The sequence below is a fragment of the Arthrobacter sp. B6 genome (genome assembly GCF_001663775.1).
GTDB lineage: Bacteria > Actinomycetota > Actinomycetes > Actinomycetales > Micrococcaceae > Arthrobacter.
In genome coordinates this window covers 896,770-914,833 of sequence record NZ_KV467168.1, presented here as the reverse complement: position 1 = coordinate 914,833, position 18,064 = coordinate 896,770, and the positions used below count along the sequence as shown (strand labels likewise).

Here is an 18,064-nt window from a genome sequence, read left to right as displayed (position 1 = left end):
GCGTGGACGCGTACTTCTACATCATCATGGCCGTTGGCCTGATCTCCACCGGCATCTGCCTGGCGGCGGGGATCCTCAAGAAAGCCCCCAACGACCTCACGATCCTGTCCGTCGCGGCCGTGGAACTGGCCCTCGTGGTCTACCTCGTAGGCTCCGTCGTCAGGGTCATTTCCGGGGAACCCATCGCGGGCGAAGCCTGGGAGTTCTGGGGCTACCTGGCCACAGCCATGCTCCTGCCACCGGCCGCCGTCTACTGGTCCATCCTGGAACGGACCCGCTGGAGCAACTTTGTCCTGGCCGCCGTCGGGGTGACCGCCCTGGTGATGGCCGCCCGAATGAACCAGATCTGGTACTGAAGTGGAAGAAGCCCGCAACGTGAAAGCAGCACATTCCCAAGCGACGCCGGACAAGGCATCCGCCAAGGACACCCGCAACACCGGCCCCGGCAGGCTCCTGATCGCCGTTTACGCGGTGTTCGCCATTTCAGCCACCGCCCGGGCGGGCTACCAGATCCTGACGAAGTTCTCCGAGGCGCCGCTGGCCTACCTGCTTTCCGCGTTCGCCGCCCTCGTGTACCTCGTGGCCACCGTCTCCCTGGCCAAGGCCGGCAGCACCTGGTTCAAGGTGTCGCTGGCTGCGGTTCTGGTGGAACTGGTGGGCGTCGTCGTGGTCGGGGCGTTGAGTGTCTTTGATCCGGTGCAGTTCCCGCACGAAACCGTTTGGTCGATGTTCGGCCGTGGGTACGCGTTCATCCCGCTCCTGTTGCCGGTCCTGGGCCTGGCGTGGCTGTACAGGCGCCGGCCAGGCAAGCGCAAGGCGGAGGCCTAGACCCGGTCCCAGGAAGATGCCGGCCGGCCCGCCAGGGGCCGCGGTACCGTCCGAAGACGCCCGCGACAGCGGGTAATCTTAGAGAGTTCCGGCGCCGGTCAGGCGCCGCGGACATGTCAGTTGCAGGCAGTAAAAGGCGAGGGTGATGGCTTACATCTGGAACGATCCGTCCGAGGTCCCGGCGGACTTCGGTCCATCCGTGGTCACTTTCGGCAACTTCGACGGCGTCCATCGCGGCCACCAGCAGGTGCTGTCCCAGCTCATCAGAACAGCCCGCCGGAACGGCCTCAAAGCCGTGGCCGTGACGTTCGACCCCCATCCGGCGCTGGTCCACCGCCCGGAGTCCGCGCCCGAGCTGATCATGGGGCTGCAGGACAAACTTGAGGCACTCGGGGAGTTGGGCCTTGATGCCATCCTGGTCATGAAATACTCCTTGGAGCTGGCCAGCCTTACGCCCGAGGAGTTCGTGGGCCAGGTCCTCGTGGACAGTCTTCACGCCAACCAGGTGGTCATCGGCCACGATGCACGTTTTGGCCGGGGGAACTCCGGCGACCTGGACACCATGAAGCAGCTGGGCGGGAAGTTCGGTTTCGAGGTCCAGGTCATCAGCGAGTTCGGCTCCGAGGGTTTCCCGCTGCACGAAGACGACGGCGAGGACCGCCGCTGCTCCTCCACCTGGGTGCGTGAAGCGCTCCAGGAAGGGGACGTCGCCACCGCCGCTGCCGTGCTGGGCCGTCCGCACCGGATGCGGGGCGAAGTGGTCCACGGCGCCGCCCGGGGACGTGCGCTGGGATTCCCCACCGCCAACCTGGCGCACGAAGCGAGCGGATTCATTCCGGCCGACGGCATCTACGCCGGCTGGCTCGTGGACCAGGCAGGCACCCGCTGGCCTGCCGCAATCTCCGTCGGTTCGAACCCCACGTTTGACGGCGTCAGCCGGCAGGTCGAGGCCCACGTGATCGACCGCCCGGACGAGCCGGTGGAGGACTTTGATCTGTACGGCCAGACAGTAGTGGTGGAATTCGTGGCCAGGCTGCGGGGCATGGTGGCCTATCGTGGGCCAGAAGCACTGGTGGACCAGATGCGCCTGGACGTGGTCCAGGCCCACGACCTCCTGGTCCGCCGCTGACCGGAGATCGCCAGGAAAGGCAGCCGAAATGACCGTCGAAAAGAACACCAGGAAACTGGACGAGGGCATTGTCCGCGATTTCAGTTCCCGGATGAGCTACGCCTCCTACCTGCAGCTGCCCACCCTCCTCAGCGCCCAGGTGCCGGTCAGCAAGCCGGAACACCATGACGAGCTGCTGTTCATCATCCAGCACCAGACCACGGAGCTGTGGCTGAAGCTGGTCCTGCACGAACTCCGCAGCGCCGCGGCTTGGCTCCGCGCCGACGACCTCGGTTCTGCCCTCAAGGGCATCGCCAGGGTCAAGCACATTCAGAAAACCCTCACCGAACAGTGGTCTGTCCTGGCGACCCTGACACCAACCGAGTACTCACAGTTCCGCGGGTTCCTCGGCAACTCGTCAGGCTTCCAGTCCAGCCAGTACCGGGCCGTGGAGTTTGTCCTGGGCAACAAGAACAGCAAGATGCTTCCTGTGTTCGAATCGGATCCGGACGCGCACTCCATGCTGGCCGAGCTGCTCAACGCCCCCAGCATCTACGACGAATTCCTGGCCTACCTCGCACGGCAGGGCTTCGATGTGCCGCAGTCCGTCCTGGAACGCGACGTCACCCGCGCCCACGAGTTCTGCCCGGAGCTGGTGCCGCTGTTCAAGCACATCTACGAAAATGCCGCGGACAACTGGGGAGCCTACGAAGCCTGCGAGGAACTCGTGGACCTGGAAGACAACTTCCAGCTGTGGCGCTTCCGGCACCTTCGCACCGTGCAGCGGACCATCGGCATGAAGTCCGGAACAGGAGGATCCAGCGGCGCCGCTTTCCTGCAGAAGGCGCTTGAGCTGACCTTCTTCCCCGAACTCTTCGCGGTCCGGACGGAGATCGGCCAGTGACCGTGGACGGCCGGCAAACAAATCCGGATCACGACGGCGGTGCCCTCCTCAGGCGGGCAGCGCAGCTGGACGCCGAGGACCCGCTGGCGTCCTACCGGGACCTGTTCATCGGAACCGACACGGCGCTGTCCTACCTTGATGGAAACTCCCTCGGCCGGCCACTCAAGCGCACGCCGCAGGACATCACCGATTTCATCCGGGACAGCTGGGGCGGACGCCTGATCCGCGGCTGGGACGAGGAATGGCTTGACCTGCCGCACAGCATTGGCGACCAGCTGGGCCGGGCCGTGCTCGGCGCCGCGCCGGGCCAGACCGTCATCGCTGACTCCACAACAGTGGTGCTCTACAAGCTCATTCGCGCGGCCGTCGCAGCCGTCACAGACCCCGCGCGGACCGAGATTGTCCTGGACACGGACAACTTTCCCACTGACCGCTACCTCGTGGAGGGCATCGCCCGCGAGGAAGGGCTTACACTTCGGTGGATCGAATCCGATCCCTCTGCCGGGGTGACCGTGGAACAGGTGAGGGAGGCAACCGGGCCCGCGACCGCCGTCGTACTTTTGAGCCAGGTGGCCTACCGCTCAGGGTTCCTTGCCGACCTGCCGGCGATAACTGCCGCCGTCCAGGACGCCGGCGCCCTGGTGGTCTGGGACCTGTGCCACTCAGCAGGTTCGGTGGAGATCGACCTGGACGGCGCCGGCGTCGATTTCGCCGCCGGGTGCACCTACAAGTACCTCAACGGCGGCCCGGGTTCACCTGCGTTCGCATACATCAATGGCCGGCACCTGTCCGGGCTCCAGCAGCCTGTATGGGGCTGGATGGGCCGCAAGAACGCGTTCGAGATGGCTGCGGGCTACGAGGCCGCGCCGGGAATCCGGGGTTTCCTCAGCGGCACGCCGGCCATTTTCGGGATGCTTGCGATGCGCGCAACCGTGGACCTCATCGAGGAGGTTGGCATGGCTGCCGTCAGGGCCAAGTCGTTGAAGCTCACCGGGTATGCCGTGGACCTGTTCGACGCGTGGCTTGCCCCGCTTGGAGTACGGCTGGCATCGCCGCGGGACCCGAAGCAGCGGGGGAGCCACATCACCGTGGACCATCCTGCGTTCCGGGACGTGACGGCCGAACTGTGGGAGCAGGACGTGGTTCCCGACTTCCGCGCACCGCAGGGAATCCGCATTGGCTTGTCGCCCCTGAGCACGTCCTTTGACGAGGTCCGCCGCGGCATGGCGGCCATCCGGCAGCGGCTGGAGGGCCGTGGTTTCGACAACCCGCGCGGCATGCCGGTAAACTAAACGTTGGATCCGGCTGCAGTCCGTGGCGGCTGGCTCTTGTCATGTGCAGGAACTCCAGGTTTTCCCGGGAATTCCCGTGCAGGCACACCCGGCAGTGAGTTACTGATTCGGGCCTCACGGCACATCTCTAGGAGTTATTGTGGCACTTGACGCCGCTGTAAAGCAGTCCATCATCAAGGATTTCGCAACGTCCGAGGGCGACACCGGTTCGCCGGAGGTCCAGGTTGCAGTCCTGACCCAGCGGATCAAGGATCTGACTGAGCACATGAAGGAGCACAAGCACGACTTCCACACCCAGCGCGGTCTGCTGGCCATGGTTGGTCGTCGCAAGCGCATGCTCACCTACCTCAAGAAGACTGACATCGCCCGCTACCGTGCGCTCATCGAGCGTCTCGGCCTGCGCCGCTAGTCTGATTTAGGGGCGGCCCCTTCCTTTGCGGGAAAGGGGCCGCCTTGCAGTAGAAAAACTAAACAGGAGGATCAACCGCATCACGCATTCGCGGTCCTCGGTAGTGATCCCCGGGAACGGCTTCGAAGAATGAAGCCCCGGCCCGTGGGTCTCGATCGATGACCGGGTGCAGTGCAGGCCAGTAGACAGATGCTGGGCTGGGTTGATGCGGCTGGACTCCGTGAAACATGAAACGGAGGTGACTCTCTTGGAGGGTCCCGAAATCCAGTTCTCAGAAGCAGTCATTGATAATGGCCGCTTTGGCAAGCGTGTAATCCGCTTCGAAACCGGCCGCCTTGCCAAGCAGGCAGCCGGCGCAGCCATGGTGTACATCGACGAAGACACCGCGCTGCTGTCCGCAACCACCGCAGGCAAGCACCCGCGCGAAGGCTTCGACTTCTTCCCGCTGACGGTCGACGTCGAAGAGCGCATGTACGCTGCCGGCCGCATCCCGGGCTCGTTCTTCCGCCGTGAAGGCCGCCCGTCCACCGAAGCCATCCTGGCCTGCCGCCTGATGGACCGTCCGCTGCGTCCCGCCTTCATCAAGGGCCTGCGCAACGAGGTCCAGATCGTGGTCACCGTCCTGGCGATCAACCCGGACGAGCTCTACGACGTGGTGGCCATCAACGCCTCCTCCATGTCCACCCAGCTCTCCGGCCTGCCATTCTCCGGCCCGATCGGCGGCGTACGCGTTGCCCTCGTCGCCGACGAAAACGGCTCGCAGTGGGTTGCCTTCCCGAAGCACTCCCAGCTCGAGAACTCCGTGTTCAACATGGTTGTTGCCGGCCGCATCGCCGGTGACGACGTTGCCATCATGATGGTTGAAGCCGAAGCCACGGACAACTCCTGGAACCTCATCAAGGAACAGGGCGCCACGGCTCCCACCGAAGAGGTTGTCTCCGAGGGCCTTGAGGCTGCCAAGCCGTTCATCAAGGCACTGTGCGACGCCCAGGCCGACCTCGCCGCCCGTGCTGCCAAGCCGACCGTCGAGTTCCCGGTCTTCCTCGACTACGAGGACGACGTCTACGCCGCTGTTGAGGCCGCTGCCGCGGAGAAGCTGACTGCTGTCTTCCAGATCGCCGACAAGCAGGAGCGCGACAACGCTTCGGACGCCCTGAAGGACGAGGTCACCTCCTCCCTGGCCGGCCAGTTCGAAGGCCGCGAGAAGGAACTGTCCGCAGCATTCCGCTCGGTCACCAAGCACGTTGTGCGCCAGCGCATCCTCAAGGACCAGATCCGCATCGACGGCCGTGGCCTGACGGACATCCGCCAGCTCACCGCCGAGGTCGAGGTCCTGCCCCGTGTCCACGGTTCGGCCATCTTCGAGCGCGGCGAGACCCAGATCATGGGCGTCACCACGCTGAACATGCTGAAGATGGAACAGCAGATCGACTCGCTGTCTCCCGTGACGCGCAAGCGCTACATGCACAACTACAACTTCCCGCCGTACTCCACCGGTGAAACCGGCCGCGTGGGCTCGCCCAAGCGCCGTGAAATCGGCCACGGTGCCCTGGCAGAGCGCGCACTTGTGCCAGTGCTGCCGTCCCGCGAGGAATTCCCGTACGCCATCCGCCAGGTGTCTGAGGCCCTCAGCTCCAACGGTTCGACGTCGATGGGTTCCGTCTGCGCTTCCACGCTCTCCATGCTCAACGCAGGCGTGCCGCTGAAGGCCGCTGTTGCAGGTATCGCCATGGGCCTTGTTTCCGACCAGGTTGACGGCCAGACCCGTTACGCAGCCCTCACGGATATCCTCGGCGCCGAAGATGCTTTCGGCGACATGGACTTCAAGGTTGCCGGTACCTCCGAGTTCGTCACGGCCATCCAGCTGGACACCAAGCTCGACGGCATCCCCGCTTCAGTTCTGGCAGCAGCACTGAAGCAGGCCCGCGAAGCCCGCCTGCACATCCTGGATGTCATCAACTCCGCGATCGATACCCCGGATGAGCTTTCCGAGTTCGCGCCGCGCGTCATCGCGGTCAAGATCCCGGTTGACAAGATCGGCGAGGTCATTGGGCCCAAGGGCAAGATGATCAACCAGATCCAGGAAGACACTGGCGCCGACATCTCCATCGAGGACGACGGCACGGTCTACATTGGCGCCACCAACGGTCCGTCCGCAGACGCAGCACGCTCCGCCATCAACGCCATTGCCAACCCGCAGGTTCCGGAAATCGGCGAGCGCTATTTGGGTACGGTCGTCAAGACCACCACCTTCGGCGCCTTCATTTCCCTCACCCCGGGCAAGGACGGCCTGCTGCACATCTCCGAGCTGCGCAAGCTGGCCAGCGGCAAGCGCGTGGACAACGTTGATGACGTTGTTTCCGTGGGCCAGAAGATCCAGGTGGAAATCACCAAGATCGACGACCGCGGAAAGCTGTCGCTGTCCCCCGTGGTGGCTGAAGAGGAAGGCGCCGGCGAAGCCGAGCCCGTCCACGCCACCGCCGGAGCAGAAGGCGCTGGCGACGCGGAGTAGTCCACTGACGCGGAGCAGCATCCTCCTGCACACAGTATGAATCGGCGGGGCCGGTGGATGATCCACCGGCCCCGCCGCTGTTACGATGGCAGCCAGATCCGGCTGCCGCTCCCGAAAGGCTTCAATGACTGTTGTACCCCTGCCGCTTGAGCAGAACCAGCCCGGAGACACACTTGTCCACGGATCCGACGGCGGCTCCGTCGTCAGGCGTTCGGTGCTTCCCGGCGGCGTGCGGGTCCTCACGGAGGCGATGCCGGGCCAGCGCTCGGCAACGATCGGTTTTTGGGTGGGCGTAGGGTCGCGTGACGAGGCCCCGGGCCAGCACGGTTCCACGCACTTCCTCGAACACCTGCTGTTCAAGGGCACGAAGCGCCGCACCGCCCTGGAGATCGCCTCCGCTTTTGACGAGGTGGGCGGGGAATCCAACGCCGCAACCGCCAAGGAGAGCACCTGCTACTTTGCGCGCGTGCTGGACACGGACCTGCCCATGGCCATTGACGTCATCGCAGACATGATTACCGGAGCCGTCCTGGATCCCGCCGAAATGGAGCAGGAGCGCGACGTCATCCTCGAGGAAATCGCCATGGACAGCGATGACCCTACGGATGTTGCGCACGAAAACTTTGTGGCGGCCGTCCTGGGCACGCACCCGCTGGGCCGCCCCATCGGAGGCACTCCGGCGGCCATCCGTGCGGTTGCCCGCGACTCCGTCTGGGAGCACTACCGCAGGTACTACCGGCCGGACGAGCTGGTCATTACGGCCGCCGGAGGCTTGGAGCACGACGTCGTCTGCGGCCTTGTGGTGGATGCCCTCCACGCCGCGGGGTGGTCGCTTGAGCCCACCGCGGCACCCGTGGAGCGGCGCTCCACGGAGCGTGCGGAAATCACCGGCACGGCCGGCCTGCATGTGGTCAAGCGTGCTGTGGAACAGGCCAACATCATCATGGGCTGCCCCACCATTGTGGCCACGGATGACCGCCGCTACGTCATGAGCGTGCTCAACGCCGTGCTGGGCGGGGGTATGTCCTCGCGCCTCTTCCAGGAGATCCGCGAGAAGCGCGGCCTGGTGTACTCCACCTACTCCTTCGCGTCCTCGTACGCCGACGCCGGCTACTTCGGGATGTACGCCGGGTGCACGCCGTCGAAGGTCCGCCAGGTGCTGGAGCTCCTGGGCGCCGAACTGGACAAGCTGGCGGAAGGCGGGATTTCCGACGACGAGCTCCGCAAGGCCATGGGCCAGCTCTGCGGCGGGATTGTCCTTGCCCTGGAGGACACCGGTTCCCGCATGTCCCGGCTGGGCCGCGCTGAGCTGGTCTCCGGCGAGTACCAGGACATCGACGAGACCCTCCGGCTGATCAAGTCCGTCACCGCCCAGGAAGTCCAGGCCCTGGCCAAGGAGCTCTCTGCCGCGCCGCGGACGGTAACCGTGGTTGGCCCGTTTGAGGAAACCGAGACTTTCGGGCTCTGACCGGGACCGGCCCTGACCGGGATGTGGTTGCGCCCCGCCATAATGGAATTATGAACCGGCCGCAGCCGGGCACCGTGCACGCGGTGCTCGAGAACTTCCTGGGACACTGGCGGGGAACTGCCTGGCTTGCAGCTTCTGCGTGGGGACCCGAACGCACGGCCGCAGCGGAGGCGAACTACACCCGCGCGGCCGGCGGTTATGCCGTGGTGCAAAGTTACCGGCATACAGAAGCGGACGGAACCCACTTCGAAGGCCACGGCGTATTTACCGTCGACCCCGAACACGAGGACATCCTGTGGTATTACGTGGACAGCCTGGGGCTGCCGCCGGGGGCTCCCGTCCGCTGCACGTGGGTCGACGGGGTCCTGCGCGTGGAGCGCCACAGTGACCGGGGGACCGCCCGGCACACGTTCCGGGTGGACAACGGCGTGCTCACCCACACAGCAGAGCTACGCCTCGGGGACGCGCCCCAATTCGTCCCGTTCATGACATCGAAGTGCCAACGCGTCTGAGGACCTGAACCCGACTGACCACCTGACAACTTGGCGCGAACGTACACTAGCGGCCCTGTTGATTGGCGCGAACGTACACTTGTGGCCCTGTCGATTGGCGCGAACGTACACTTGTGGCCCTTGAGGTGCGCCTCAGCCAGCCGACTCAATAATCCGCGTCTGTGGCGCCCCGGCCAAGGAAGGTGCTGCGAGTGGTGAATTCCACACCTTTGCCTTGAGGTTCGCCAGTAGCTGCTCGGCCTGCTCAGGGGCAGCGAACTCCAGCTCCACCACAACGTAGTGCGCGTCGTCCACGGGCCGGCCTATCCTGTGCGACTCAACTCCTGACGCGGCGCGGTTCACCGGGTCGCGGTCAAAAGCCGCCTTCCACATGTCAAAATCCTTGATGCTGTGTTCTATCTGCAGCGTGAACATTGGGCACTCTCCTCGGGGTTTGACGGCCGTCGGTTCGGCGTCGATTTCATGGACATGCCCAAGGTAGGCGCGACTTTGCCGTGGCTGGTATCCCAGAAATCTGGAGTGCTTTCTGGCGGTGCATTTCGGGTTCCAGTCGGGCGCATACTGGGGAAATGACTACCTCCTGGGCGCTCACCCGGAGCTTGGAGCGGGTTCGACTCCTGGGCAATTCGACCCTGGACCACCAGTCGTTGCGCTCTGCGGTGCTTGCCGAGGCCGGACGGACTGTACCGTTCGATGCCTTCGTGTGGCCCCTCAGTGACCCGTTGACAGCAACCGGCGTCGCGCCCCGCGCCAGGATCCCCTGTCCTGAGGATTTGCCGCTGCTGATCCGGCTGAAGTATCTATCGCTGCCTTCCAGATGGACTGTGCTTGCTGGCTCAGGGTTTCAGGCGGCGACTTTGCTACGCACTACCGATGGCGATCCGTCCCAGAGCCTGCTGTGGGAAGGGGCGTTGAAGCGGTACGGTGTCTCCGATGTCCTGTCAGCGGTTTTCTCAGATAAGCATGGCTGCTGGGGGTGGCTTGACCTGTGGCGGATGGGCGGACAGGTTTTCACAGACGTGGAAGCCCGGTACGTCGCTGACCTGGCAAGGGATCTGACGCCTGCCTTGCGACGGTCGATAGCCCGGCAATTCGAGTCTGCGGGCAAGGACGGGCGCAGTCCGCCGCCGGACGCTCCCGTGACGGTGTTGCCAAGGGAAGGCACCCGGCGAGTGGAACTGCCGCCGCAGGCTGTGCTCACCCTGGATGAGGATATGGCAGTTGTGGGCGAGACGGCGTCGACCCGGGACTGGTTGGAACTACTTCAGCCCGGGCCGCGCCCTTATCAGGGCGTGCCGGCGGAGGTCCTGAACGTAGCTGCGCAACTGCTGGCCCGGGAGGCGGGCGTGGACGATCATGATGCCGGAGCCCGGGTTCACATCGGTTCCGGCAGGTGGGCCGTCCTGCGGGCCAGCCGGATGGCGTCCGCGGGTTCAGGCGCAACTTCGCCGCTTCCGGCTCCTCTCAGCACGATTGACACCGGTCCTGGCCAGCCTTCCAGCGGGTCCCTGCGTCGTCCCGTGTCTTCCGGGACGCCAAGGTCGCGGTCGACTTCGTGGATTGCGACGGGACAGGGCCGCAAGTGTACGTTCGCGCAAAGCTGCGTGGGCAACAGGGCCGCAAGTGTACGTTCGCGCAAAGCTGCGTGCGGGACGGGGCCGCAAGTGTACGTTCGCGCAAAGCTGCGTGCGGGACAGGGCCGCAAGTGTACGTTCGCGCAAAGGGTGGGGGAGAGGTCCTAGCCCCCGGCGAATGGCGGCAGAACGTCCACCACGTCTCCCGGATTCAGCGCAACGTTCCGGTCCCGCACCGCAACCTCATTAAGCAGGAAACTGCTCCGGGACAGGATGCGTGGCAGGGGAGGAGTTCCGGCCGGAGGTTCGGGCCGTTGCACGGCAAGCACGGCCTCCAGGAGGGATTCCACCGTGGCGCCAGCGGGCAGGTCGAACTGCTCCTCTTCCAACCCTGCAGCGGCGCGCGCGGCAGCGAAGTATCGTACGTTCAAAGAAGTCAGCCTCCGATGGCGCTCATGCTGCGGTCCGGCTGGACGAAGTCCGGGGCGTCCAGTCCGACGTGGTCCATGCCATGGGCTTTGGGTTTGACCCACATGGCGTCCTGCCAGCGTTCGACGAGGGCTTCGTCGCTGGCCCCCTCGCGCAGGAGCCCCAGAAGATCAAACTCCTCCCGGGAGAAGAGACAGCTCATGATCTTGCCCTCGGCGGTGATCCGGGTCCGCCGGCAATCCGAACAGAACGGCTCAGTGACAGAGGCGATTATTCCTACGGTGCCCAGCACCGGCCCCCGCGATTCCGCCGTGCCGGCCACCCGGCGTCGTACTTCAAAACGCTCTGCCGGGGCACCGTCGCGGGCCCGCGGATCCGGGCTCAGGACAAAGTCCACGGAAAGCAGCGACCGGATTTCGGCGGCAGTGATCATGTTCCGCCGTGTCCAGCCGTGGTCGGCGTCCAGGGGCATCTGCTCGATGAAGCGCAGCTCGTAACCGCGGTCTAATGCCCACGCAAGCAGCGACGGCGACTCCGCGTCATTAATGCCCCGCATCAGCACGGCGTTGAGTTTGACCGGCCCCAGGCCGGCAGCCCATGCAGCGTCCACCCCGGCGAGTACCTGGTCCAGGAATGGCCTGCGGGTCAGCTTGGTGAACGTCTCTTCATGCAGGGAGTCCAGGGAAACGTTGATGCGTGTCAGGCCGGCAGCCTTCAGTGCGGCGGCCTTTTTGGTCAGGCCGACGCCGTTGGTGGTCATGGAGATCGGCAAACCGGGATGGTTGTTCCGGAGGGCAGCGATGATCTCCACGAGGTCATGCCGGACAAGCGGCTCGCCTCCTGTCAGCCGGAGTTCCCGGACCCCCAGCCTGTCCACGCCGATGCGGACAATCCGCACGATCTCCTCCGCGGACATGACGGCCTGCTTGGCCAGCCACTCCAGGCCCTCGGCAGGCATGCAGTAGGTGCAGCGGAGGTTGCACTTGTCCGTCAGGGACAGCCTCATGTCGGTTGCCCTGCGGCCGTAGCGGTCCACCAGCCCGGCCGGCGCATCCGCCGGGCGCGCGGCAGGCCCGGTCTGCCGGCCGGAGCCGGCGCCGTCCCGTGGTTGCGGCATGCCAAGCTGAACACTCATGAATTCAGGCTACGCCAAGTTTTGCCCGCGCATCACGCCTGTGACGCCGAAAACCGCTTCTGACATATCAGTGTCCGCGAATCGGGGAGCGCCCGCCCTTTGTGAGTGCCGCCCCCGCCGTGCGGAACCTATGCTGGAGGTGTGAACAGTCCCCAGCGGAGTCAGGGAACGGTCGACGGCGGCGTGCGCCCCGTACCAGCGCCAGGAACCGCAGCTGCAGGCAACCGGAATGCCCGCTGGGCCGCGGCTTCCGGCGTCGTCGCTGTGGGCGGCGGTGTGGTGCTCGGCGAATTGACGGCCGGCGTGGTGAGCCCGGCTGTGTCGCCCCTGACCGCCGTCGGCGGTGCCGTCATCGATGCCGTGCCGCCGGCAGTCAAGGACTGGGCCATCGCCGTGTTTGGCACGTCCGACAAAGTGGCGCTGCTCGTGGGGATGGCACTGGTCATTGCCGGGCTGGCTGCCGTGGCGGGAGTCCTCGAATACCGCAGGCGCTTTGCCGGCGCCTCGGTGATAGCTGTCTTTGGGCTCGCCGGGGTGGCCGCTGTTCTCATGCGGCAGCAGGCGACCCCCGCCGCCGTCGCGGTCCCGCTGCTGGTGGCGGTTGCGGCGGTGATCCTGCTCCGCGTGTTGACCGGCCGGCTGCACCAATGGGCGGAACCGGAAACGGAAACGGGCGCGGAAGGGGAGCCGCCCCGACGCAGCTTCCTGCAGTTGCTGGCCGGCGGCGCGGTGATCACAGCCGTGGGCGGAGTACTTGCCACTGTGTGGAGGGGCGCGTCCGTCGTCGTGAACGAAGCCCGCCAACAGCTTCAGCTGCCCGCAGCGAAATCGGCCGCGCCGCCCATTCCGGACGGGGCGGAAGTGGAACTGGACGGCATGGAACCCCTGGTGACGCCCAACGACGACTTCTACCGCATCGACACGGCCCTGACGGTGCCGGCCATCGATCCCGGAAAATGGGTGCTTCGGGTCACCGGCCGGGTGGGGGAGGAAATCGGGTTGACCTTCGCCGAACTCCTGGCCAAACCCCTGATCGAACGGCACGTGACTATCGCCTGCGTGTCCAATGAGGTGGGCGGCGATCTGATCGGCAACGCCCGCTGGCTGGGCTGGCCCGTCCGAGAGCTGCTTGCCCTTGCCCGGCCCCAAGCGGATGCGGACATGGTCCTTTCCAGAAGCACCGACGGCTGGACCGCCAGCACGCCCCTCGACGTTCTCACAGACAGCCGGGACGCCATGCTGGCCGTGGGGATGAACGGCGAGCCGCTGCCGCTGGAACATGGGTTCCCCGTACGGCTCGTGGTGCCCGGCCTCTACGGCTACGTCTCGGCCACCAAGTGGCTGACGGAACTGAAGGTCACCAGGTTCGCCGACGACGTCGCCTACTGGACGCCCCGCGGCTGGTCGGACCACGGACCCATCAAAATGTCCTCCCGGATCGACGTGCCCCGCGGGGGCCGGCCGGTCACCGCCGGAACGGTCATGTTCGGCGGTGTGGCCTGGGCCCAGCACACCGGGATCAGCAAGGTGGAGCTGCGCGTCAACCGCGGTGGCTGGCAGCAGGCAGAACTTGCCCCCGGGATCTCGGTGGACACCTGGTACCAGTGGAAGCTCGGCATCGGGCTGGGCCCCGGCCAGCATGAGGTCCAGGTGCGCGCTACCAACCTGGACGGTGAAACGCAGGCAGAGGAGCGCAGGGCCGTTGCGCCCGACGGAGCCACCGGCTTCCACACCATTAGAGTTGACGTGAACCCGTAATTGGCCGCAACCGAAAGCAGTCATATGCCCAGCGCCCCGCAACCGCAAGGCCACGCGCCCGCCCCCATGGATACCCGCCAGGAGGGCACACGCAACGGCGGCGGACGTCACTCCGGAACCCACCACGCAACCTCGGTAGAGGCACACCGCGCAGCCGTCACGGAGCTGCTCGCACCGCTACGCGCCGCCGGACGCACTGAACAGCTGGCCTTGCGGGATGCGCTGGGCAGGGGCCTGGCGGAGGACGTCACGGCGCCGGTCAGCCTGCCGCCGTTCGCCAACTCCCAGATGGACGGTTTTGCCGTCAGTTCCATGGACATGCCCGACGGCGGCGCGGAGCTCCGTGTGGCTGCCCCGGTCCCGGCGGGTGCCATGCCGGCGCCCCTGCAGCCAGGCACTGCAGCACCGATCATGACCGGTGCCTTGATCCCGGCAGGTGCGGACGCCGTCGTCCCTGTCGAGAAAGCAGTCCCGGACCGGTTCCCCGCGCCGGGGACAGACAGCACTGTGTGGCTGCCGGCGACGGCGGCGGGAACCTTCGTGCGGTCGGTCGGCAGCGACCTCGAAGCAGGGGAGCGGGCGCTGGCTGCCGGGACCTTCCTCGGACCCGCCCAGTTGGGGCTCCTGGCGGGCCTGGGCATCGAGGAAGTTACCGTGTATCAGGCCTTGACCGTTCTGCTGGTCACCACCGGTGATGAAGTGGTGGAACCCGGCCAGCCCCTTCCGGCAGGCAAGATCTACAACTCCAACGGAACCCTGTTGGAGAGCGCCATGCGCCAGGCCGGATTGCACGTGGTGCGCACCCGGATTGCCACGGATCGCCCCGAGGAACTTCAGGCCCTCGTGCGCAGCCATGCACCTTTGGTGGACCTGATCGTCACCACCGGCGGCGTGAGCATGGGTGCTTACGAAGTGGTGCGCCAGGTGCTGGAGGGACACGGCGCCGAGTTCCTCCACGTTGCCATGCAGCCCGGCGGCCCGCAGGGCATCGGTACCTTCGACGGCGTGCCCTTCCTCGGCTTCCCGGGGAATCCGGTGAGCTGCCTGGTCTCGTTCGAAATGTTCCTGAGGCCTGTGTTGTCGGGGCTTTTTGGCTCCCCGCCGCCCCGGCCACGTGTTCGCGCCCGGCTCGCCCACGAACTCGTTTCTCCCGCCGCCAAGCACCAGGTCCGCCGCGGAAGCCTCCAACCGGACGGGACCGTCCGCCTCGAGGGCGGTGAAAGCTCCCACCTGATGCATGCGCTGGCGGGATCCAACGCCCTGATTCACGTTCCTGTGGGGGTCTCGGTCCTCGCTGAGGGTGACGAGGTGGAAGTATGGATGCTGTGAATTCAGAACAAAGCCCGCCGGTGCTGACCCACTTGCGCCAGGACGGCAGCGCCCAGATGGTGGACGTGTCAGCGAAAGCCGAAACCACCCGGGAAGCCACCGCCACTGCCACAGTCAACACCACCGCAGAAGTCATGGCACTGCTGGGATCGGGCGGACTGCCCAAGGGCGACGCGCTGGCTGTGGCCCGTGTCGCCGGCATCATGGCCGCCAAAAAGACCCCCGAACTCATTCCGCTGTGCCACCCGCTGCCGCTGTCCAAGGTGACGGTGGACTTCGACCTCGGCACGGATGCCGTCTCCATCCTGGCCACGGTCAAGACCCGCGGGGTCACCGGCGTTGAAATGGAAGCCCTCACGGCGGCATCCGTGGCCGCCCTCAGCGTGTACGACATGATCAAAGCCGTGGACAAGCACGCCGTCCTGACGGACATCAAGGTGCTGGCGAAAAGCGGCGGCAAGAGCGGGGATTGGAAACTGTGAGCACTGAAAGCACTTTCCTGCCGGAGCCGCACCGGCACGGCGACGTCCAGGGCCGGAAAGCCGGCGTGGTTATCGCGTCCACCCGGGCCGCCGCCGGAATCTACCAGGATGAAACCGGTCCGGTCATTACCGATTGGCTCACCGAGCATGGCTTCGAGACGTTCCCCGCCCTGGTGGTGCCCGACGGCGAGCCCGTAGGCGCGGCCATCCGCGCGCTCCTCACCCAGCACCCCGCCGTCGTCATCACCAGCGGTGGAACCGGGCTCAGCCCTGACGACCGCACGCCCGACGTGACGCTGCCCCTCCTGGACCGGGAGATCCCGGGCATCATGGAAGCCATCAGGCGGGCCGGGGCGGCCAAAACGCCGCTTGCGGCCCTGAGCCGCGGCCATGCCGGCGCGCACGGCGGCACGTTCATCGTCAACCTGCCCGGTTCACCCAAGGGCGTCATGGACGGACTGTCCGTCCTGGACCCGGTGATCGGGCACCTTTGTGACCAGCTGGAGGGCGGCCATGGGCACTGAATCCGTATTCGAAGTGGTCCACGCGGTCCTGAGCGCGGAGCCCATTTCCGTGGACCAGGCCATCGCCGCGGTGGAGTCGGACACTGCGGGGGCTGTGGTCAGCTTCAGCGGCGTGGTCCGCAACCACGACGGCGGCAAGGCTGTCGAGCGGCTCAGTTACAGCGCGCACCCCACGGCGCACCAGGTGATGGCCGACGTCGTCGCCCGGCTTGTTGCCGAACATGCGGGAGAGGGGTCCTCCGGACAGCCGGTGCGGATCTGGGCCGCCCACCGGATCGGCACGCTCGAAATCGGTGACCCCGCACTTGTCTGTGCGGTTTCCGCCGCCCACCGGGGCCAGGCCTTTGCCGTCTGCTCCGAGCTGGTGGACCGGGTCAAGGAGCAGGTTCCCATCTGGAAAGAACAGTTCTTTTCCGATGGCACGGTTGAGTGGGTGGGCGCAGGCAGCTGAGTGCTTCCGGCGTCCCGCCGCGTGGCCGGGGTGGGAGGTAACGCACAGCCTCCGGTGCCGTGTGCCGCCCGGCCCGACGGTAGGGTTAAGGGCATGACCGAACAACTTTCCGTACCCCGGCGCGTCGCTGTCCTGGGCGCCAACGGACGTATGGGCGCCGAAGCCGTTAAGGCCGTTGAAGCCGCCCCCGACCTGGAACTTGTCGCAGCGCTTGGGCGTGGCGATTCGCTGGACCGGTTGGCCGCATCAGGTGCCGAATTCGTGGTGGACCTGACCGTTCCCGAGAGCACCGAAGCGAACGTCCGGTACGCCGTCGAGCACGGGATGCATGCCGTGGTGGGCACCACCGGGTGGGATTCCGGCCGCCTCGCTGGCCTCGAAGAGCTGCTGTCCGGGCACCCGGAAACCGGAGTGTTGATCGCCCCCAATTTTGCGCTCGGCTCCGTCTTGGCCTCGGCCTTTGCCGCCAAGGCCTCCCGGTACTTCGAGTCCGTGGAAATCATCGAACTGCACCACCCGGACAAGGTGGATGCGCCCTCCGGCACCGCCGTCCGCACCGCCCAGCTCATCGCCGCCGGCCGCAAGGCTGCGGACGTACCGCCCAGCCCCGATGCCACCACCAGCGAGCTCGCCGGCGCCAGGGGCTGCGACGTGGACGGCGTGCGCGTCCACAGTGTCCGGCTCCGGGGCCTCGTAGCCCACCAGGAAGTGCTCCTTGGCGGTCCGGGAGAGCAGCTGACGTTCCGCCACGACTCCTTTGACCGCGCTTCGTTTATGCCGGGTGTCCTGCTCGGCGTCCGCAACGTCGCCTCCCACCCTGGCCTGACGGTAGGCCTGGACGGCTACCTGGACCTGGGACTCTGAGCCGTGGCTGACGTGATGGCCGCCTTCCGCAAGAACCGCACCAAGATCTGGGTGGGCGCCGTATCGCTCCTGCTGGTGTTTTACCTGGTGGTGTCCTTCCAGCGGTCCGTCCTGCTCCTGCTGGACAGCAACCCAGCCGCCCAGGCCATCGGCGCCGCCTATCTGGTCCTGCCCATCATTGGTGCCTGGGCCCTGATCCGTGAACTGTTGTTCGGTGCGCGCACCGAACAAATGGCCAAGGTCCTGGAGGCCGAGGGCGGGCTCCCGGTGGATGAACTGCCGCGCACACCTGCAGGGCGGATTGTGCGGTCCGCGGCCGACGCCGAATTTGAAAAGTACCGCGCAGAGGCGGAAGCGGCTCCCGAGGACTGGCGTTCCTGGTTCCGGCTTAGCTGCGCCTACGACGCCGCCGGGGACCGCAAGCGCGCCCGCGCGTCCATGCGGGACGCAGTGAAGCTGTTCCGGGGCAAGGTGCCGGCTTAGCC

General features: G+C 66.2%; 19 protein-coding genes. 16 read left to right on the top strand and 3 right to left on the bottom strand.

The features are described from left to right. Positions 1-2 precede the first annotated feature (2 nt). The 9 genes from AU175_RS03905 to AU175_RS03865 all read left to right on the top strand — a co-directional run bounded on the left by AU175_RS03905 (position 3) and on the right by AU175_RS03865 (position 9,033). Entirely contained in the window at positions 3-356 is a 354-nt protein-coding gene (locus AU175_RS03905; RefSeq protein WP_066286009.1) for a hypothetical protein, read from the top strand. A 19-nt stretch (positions 357-375) separates the two neighbouring features. Beyond that, positions 376-828, top strand: a complete 453-nt coding sequence (locus AU175_RS03900) for a hypothetical protein (protein ID WP_156642170.1) — start codon at positions 376-378, stop codon at positions 826-828. A gap of 145 nt (positions 829-973) precedes the next feature. Beyond that, positions 974-1,957, top strand: coding sequence for a bifunctional riboflavin kinase/FAD synthetase (locus AU175_RS03895; protein WP_066286007.1), 984 nt, complete (start codon positions 974-976; stop codon positions 1,955-1,957). Between the two features lie 28 nt (positions 1,958-1,985). Next, the gene (kynA, locus tag AU175_RS03890; protein WP_066286006.1) at positions 1,986-2,840 is read left to right on the top strand and encodes a tryptophan 2,3-dioxygenase; all 855 of its coding nucleotides are present in this window, start codon (positions 1,986-1,988) and stop codon (positions 2,838-2,840) included. Continuing rightward, positions 2,837-4,132, top strand: coding sequence for a kynureninase (gene kynU, locus AU175_RS03885; RefSeq protein WP_066286004.1), 1,296 nt, complete (start codon positions 2,837-2,839; stop codon positions 4,130-4,132). Before kynA ends, kynU begins: the two co-directional genes overlap by 4 nt. Before the next feature lie 139 nt (positions 4,133-4,271). Beyond that, positions 4,272-4,541 (top strand): 30S ribosomal protein S15, encoded by a 270-nt coding sequence (gene rpsO, locus AU175_RS03880; protein ID WP_066286003.1) that lies wholly within the window; start codon positions 4,272-4,274, stop codon positions 4,539-4,541. A gap of 247 nt (positions 4,542-4,788) precedes the next feature. Next, on the top strand, positions 4,789-7,053 hold the full coding sequence (locus tag AU175_RS03875) for a polyribonucleotide nucleotidyltransferase (RefSeq protein ID WP_066290505.1): 2,265 nt from the start codon (positions 4,789-4,791) through the stop codon (positions 7,051-7,053). 124 nt (positions 7,054-7,177) lie between these two features. Further along, positions 7,178-8,521 (top strand): M16 family metallopeptidase, encoded by a 1,344-nt coding sequence (locus AU175_RS03870; RefSeq protein WP_066286002.1) that lies wholly within the window; start codon positions 7,178-7,180, stop codon positions 8,519-8,521. 50 nt (positions 8,522-8,571) lie between these two features. Beyond that, on the top strand, positions 8,572-9,033 hold the full coding sequence (locus AU175_RS03865) for a DUF1579 family protein (protein ID WP_066286000.1): 462 nt from the start codon (positions 8,572-8,574) through the stop codon (positions 9,031-9,033). Between the two features lie 132 nt (positions 9,034-9,165). Here AU175_RS03865 and AU175_RS03860 read toward each other — a convergent pair whose 3' ends face one another. The 3 genes from AU175_RS03860 to moaA all read right to left on the bottom strand — a co-directional run bounded on the left by AU175_RS03860 (position 9,166) and on the right by moaA (position 12,171). Then, positions 9,166-9,447, bottom strand: a complete 282-nt coding sequence (locus tag AU175_RS03860) for a hypothetical protein (RefSeq protein ID WP_066285998.1) — start codon at positions 9,445-9,447, stop codon at positions 9,166-9,168. Positions 9,448-10,771: 1,324 nt separating this feature from the next. Then, a complete protein-coding gene (locus AU175_RS03850) occupies positions 10,772-11,038 on the bottom strand; it encodes a MoaD/ThiS family protein (RefSeq protein WP_066285996.1) in 267 nt (88 codons plus the stop codon). A gap of 5 nt (positions 11,039-11,043) precedes the next feature. Further along, positions 11,044-12,171 (bottom strand): GTP 3',8-cyclase MoaA, encoded by a 1,128-nt coding sequence (gene moaA / locus AU175_RS03845; RefSeq protein WP_197497030.1) that lies wholly within the window; start codon positions 12,169-12,171, stop codon positions 11,044-11,046. Positions 12,172-12,312: 141 nt separating this feature from the next. Between moaA and AU175_RS03840 the strand changes: the two genes are divergently transcribed. The 7 genes from AU175_RS03840 to AU175_RS03810 all read left to right on the top strand — a co-directional run bounded on the left by AU175_RS03840 (position 12,313) and on the right by AU175_RS03810 (position 18,062). After that, positions 12,313-13,929 (top strand): molybdopterin-dependent oxidoreductase, encoded by a 1,617-nt coding sequence (locus AU175_RS03840; RefSeq protein ID WP_442855271.1) that lies wholly within the window; start codon positions 12,313-12,315, stop codon positions 13,927-13,929. A 66-nt stretch (positions 13,930-13,995) separates the two neighbouring features. Continuing rightward, entirely contained in the window at positions 13,996-15,258 is a 1,263-nt protein-coding gene (locus tag AU175_RS03835; protein WP_066290501.1) for a molybdopterin molybdotransferase MoeA, read from the top strand. Continuing rightward, the gene (gene moaC, locus AU175_RS03830) at positions 15,246-15,740 is read left to right on the top strand and encodes a cyclic pyranopterin monophosphate synthase MoaC (protein ID WP_066285992.1); all 495 of its coding nucleotides are present in this window, start codon (positions 15,246-15,248) and stop codon (positions 15,738-15,740) included. Before AU175_RS03835 ends, moaC begins: the two co-directional genes overlap by 13 nt. Then, positions 15,737-16,264 carry a MogA/MoaB family molybdenum cofactor biosynthesis protein gene (locus AU175_RS03825; RefSeq protein WP_066285991.1) on the top strand — a complete coding sequence of 176 codons (528 nt, stop codon included), beginning with the start codon at positions 15,737-15,739 and terminating at the stop codon, positions 16,262-16,264. Before moaC ends, AU175_RS03825 begins: the two co-directional genes overlap by 4 nt. Then, positions 16,254-16,715: a molybdenum cofactor biosynthesis protein MoaE gene (locus AU175_RS03820; protein ID WP_066285989.1), complete on the top strand. Its 462-nt coding sequence runs from the start codon at positions 16,254-16,256 to the stop codon at positions 16,713-16,715. The genes AU175_RS03825 and AU175_RS03820 overlap by 11 nt, the downstream gene beginning before the upstream one ends. Positions 16,716-16,808: 93 nt before the next feature. Next, on the top strand, positions 16,809-17,579 hold the full coding sequence (gene dapB, locus AU175_RS03815; protein WP_066285988.1) for a 4-hydroxy-tetrahydrodipicolinate reductase: 771 nt from the start codon (positions 16,809-16,811) through the stop codon (positions 17,577-17,579). 15 nt (positions 17,580-17,594) lie between these two features. Continuing rightward, on the top strand, positions 17,595-18,062 hold the full coding sequence (locus AU175_RS03810; protein WP_442855305.1) for a hypothetical protein: 468 nt from the start codon (positions 17,595-17,597) through the stop codon (positions 18,060-18,062). Positions 18,063-18,064 lie beyond the last annotated feature (2 nt).

Excerpts from the sequence above, each read along its gene's own strand:
- AU175_RS03860 (WP_066285998.1), bottom strand. The coding sequence starts at position 9,447 with ATGTTCACGCTGCAGATAGAACACAGCATCAAGGATTTTGACATGTGG.
- AU175_RS03820 (WP_066285989.1), top strand. The coding sequence starts at position 16,254 with ATGGGCACTGAATCCGTATTCGAAGTGGTCCACGCGGTCCTGAGCGCG.
- AU175_RS03835 (WP_066290501.1), top strand. The coding sequence starts at position 13,996 with ATGGATACCCGCCAGGAGGGCACACGCAACGGCGGCGGACGTCACTCC.
- AU175_RS03870 (WP_066286002.1), top strand. The coding sequence starts at position 7,178 with ATGACTGTTGTACCCCTGCCGCTTGAGCAGAACCAGCCCGGAGACACA.
- moaA (WP_197497030.1), bottom strand. The coding sequence starts at position 12,171 with ATGAGTGTTCAGCTTGGCATGCCGCAACCACGGGACGGCGCCGGCTCC.
- kynA (WP_066286006.1), top strand. The coding sequence starts at position 1,986 with ATGACCGTCGAAAAGAACACCAGGAAACTGGACGAGGGCATTGTCCGC.
- AU175_RS03895 (WP_066286007.1), top strand. The coding sequence starts at position 974 with ATGGCTTACATCTGGAACGATCCGTCCGAGGTCCCGGCGGACTTCGGT.
- AU175_RS03810 (WP_442855305.1), top strand. The coding sequence starts at position 17,595 with ATGGCCGCCTTCCGCAAGAACCGCACCAAGATCTGGGTGGGCGCCGTA.
- moaC (WP_066285992.1), top strand. The coding sequence starts at position 15,246 with ATGGATGCTGTGAATTCAGAACAAAGCCCGCCGGTGCTGACCCACTTG.
- dapB (WP_066285988.1), top strand. The coding sequence starts at position 16,809 with ATGACCGAACAACTTTCCGTACCCCGGCGCGTCGCTGTCCTGGGCGCC.
- AU175_RS03865 (WP_066286000.1), top strand. The coding sequence starts at position 8,572 with ATGAACCGGCCGCAGCCGGGCACCGTGCACGCGGTGCTCGAGAACTTC.